The 2,241-nt window shown below is 55.9% G+C and carries 2 protein-coding genes and 1 pseudogene; 2 read left to right on the forward strand and 1 reads right to left on the reverse strand.

Features of this window, described 5'->3' with window-relative positions; genetic code table 11:
- A pseudogene (locus LD28_RS0111400) lies at positions 1 to 367 on the reverse strand (lipase); the annotation flags it as partial.
- Positions 368 to 537: 170 nt separating this feature from the next.
- On the opposite strand from LD28_RS0111400, the gene LD28_RS0111405 reads away from it, so the two are divergent.
- Positions 538 to 840 carry a YebG family protein gene (locus LD28_RS0111405; RefSeq protein WP_033137092.1) on the forward strand — a complete coding sequence of 101 codons (303 nt, stop codon included), beginning with the start codon at positions 538 to 540 and terminating at the stop codon, positions 838 to 840.
- Between the two features lie 381 nt (positions 841 to 1,221).
- The coding region (locus LD28_RS0111415; RefSeq protein WP_193354305.1) for a tyrosine-type recombinase/integrase at positions 1,222 to 2,241 on the forward strand (1,020 nt) is incomplete at its 3' end.

Genomic DNA, 2,241 nt, shown 5'->3' on the forward strand with positions numbered 1-2,241 from the left:
GGGTACGCCAGATCCCGCGACTGCAGCCGTAACCATGCACCAACAATACGGGGCGCTGGCAAGGACGCAGCCGGTCGGGGGCCATCAGCAACGGCTCGAATGGCAGCAACCAGGTAAAGGTATAGAGGTAGGCCAGCATCTCCTGAGCCATCATCGTCACCCTGCGCCAGGCGCCGATGGCCGGGGAGGGGTAGAAGCGGGTAAACAGCCAGCTGCCGAGCACCACCAGACAGCGCAAACCAAGCAGGGCAAACACTACAAACAGCATGGTCAGCAACCAGTGGAGTCCCACGACCAAGTGGGCGATGCTCCCGAGGAGCAGCACCTCCACCATCAGCAGGATAAACAGGTGTCGTACGATCGTCATAAGGCCATGATCCGACCAGTCAGGCGTGGAAGTCAAATGGCACTTTCAGACAGCTTGATCCAGCGCGGATTTTGTCGTTAACAACCTGCGATATCTTTTCCGGTGAGGTTATTTGCAATACTGTATATCCATACATATACTCTATTCATCATCACCAAGAGGAGGCCATCATGGCTGTCGAGATCAAATATGTGGTTGTTCGTGGGGGAGTAGAAAAAATGACCTTTGCCAGCAAAAAAGAGGCCGATGCCTATGACAAGCTGCTGGATACGGCCGATGAGTTGATGACCCTGTTAGCCGGCGCGCCGATCGAACTGGCGCCGGATCAGCAAGAGAGTCTGGCATTCTACCTGGCAGAGCAGCGTGATGTGCTGCAAACCCTGCTGCGCGGTGGCAAAGTTCAGGTTGGCGCGAAAGAGGAAGAGGCTCCAGCAGCTAAACGCAAAGAGAAGCCGCTCAAACAGGTGGCCTGATTGTTCAGGCCCTTTCTTCTTCGGGGTAAACAGCACCAGCCATTCACTTGTTTTGCATTTAAACCCATTTTTACGGCTATTTACCCCGAGAATTTTTTAACAAGTGTGCATATCCAATGCATAACTGAATCGCGTGAGGCGATGGGTGACGTCAGCCAAATCAACGAGAAAATAACGAGCAAACAAGGGTGAGATAGCCGTCCAGATCGCTCCCGGTGACCTCAATCAGAGCAACAGCAGAGATAGTACAAACACCAACAGAAGCCGCATTCATGCATCACGAGCCCTTTTCTATCGCCTCGGCTCGCAGCCTCATATCGATTCATCTTATCGCCAACAAGTAACACTATGACTCAACACCCATTATCCTTACCGCCTGCCATGCCGCTGTTTGATAGCCTGGTCTATCTGGAAGCTGGCAACCCGCAGGTCAATCAATACCTTGCCAACCTCAGCCTCAACGATGTGCCCGATGCCGGACTGGTTTACGAACTGGCGGTCGACTGGCTGCTGGAGCAGCGCCACAGCGAAAACAACTACAAAACCTATCGCAGCGAGCTGACCACCTTTTTGCACTGGTGTTTTCGCGAGGCCGCTATCAGCCCGAAAGATCTCACTCGCCGCATCATGATCCGCTATCTCGACTACTGTCAGTCGCCCCCTGACGAGTTGATCGCCTATCGCAACGTGGCGCAGTTTGTCCTCGACAAGGAGTGGGGTGAGCGCTTGCCCAATCCGCAATGGCGTCCGTTTCTCGGCAAACGGGAACTGGGCCGAACCTTGCCCTATCGCCTGAGCGAGCAGGCGATGAAGACCAAGCTCGCCATCTTGTCGGCCTTCTTCCAATTCCTGATCCAGGAGGAGTACATGGACAGGAATCCAGCCCTGCTGTTGCAACGGGTCAAGCGGCCGCAACAACAGGAGGCCGATGATCAGGTGCAAGCTTTCAGCGAGTTACAGTGGTCATACGTGATGCAGGCCGCCGATACCTTGGCCAGCGACCACCCGGAGCAGCACGAGCGCAGCCGTTTTCTCACCATCCTGATGTACGCCTGCTATCTGCGGATCTCGGAAGTCGCAGCGAGGCCTGGCTTTACACCGGTGATGGGGCAGTTCAGGCGGGATCGCAAAACCGGCGTCTGGGGCTACTTCATTCCACAGAGCAAGGGCGGCAAACGGCGTACCGTAGCGGTATCCCAAGCGCTGCTGGCCGCGCTCGAGCGCTACCGCTGCTTCCTCGGCCTCTCCCCCTTGCCGACACCGGATGAACAGACGCCTCTGTTCGTTCGCCATAAAGCGGCAGCCCACGGACGTGAGCAGGGCGAACTTAACGCCAACCTCGGTATTCGCCAGTTACGGGACTTGATCATGGTGATCATCGGCAAGGGGGCAGAACTGGCC

Origin of the sequence: Aeromonas finlandensis, from assembly GCF_000764645.1 — a bacterium.
In the GTDB taxonomy this organism is placed as follows: domain Bacteria; phylum Pseudomonadota; class Gammaproteobacteria; order Enterobacterales; family Aeromonadaceae; genus Aeromonas; species Aeromonas finlandensis.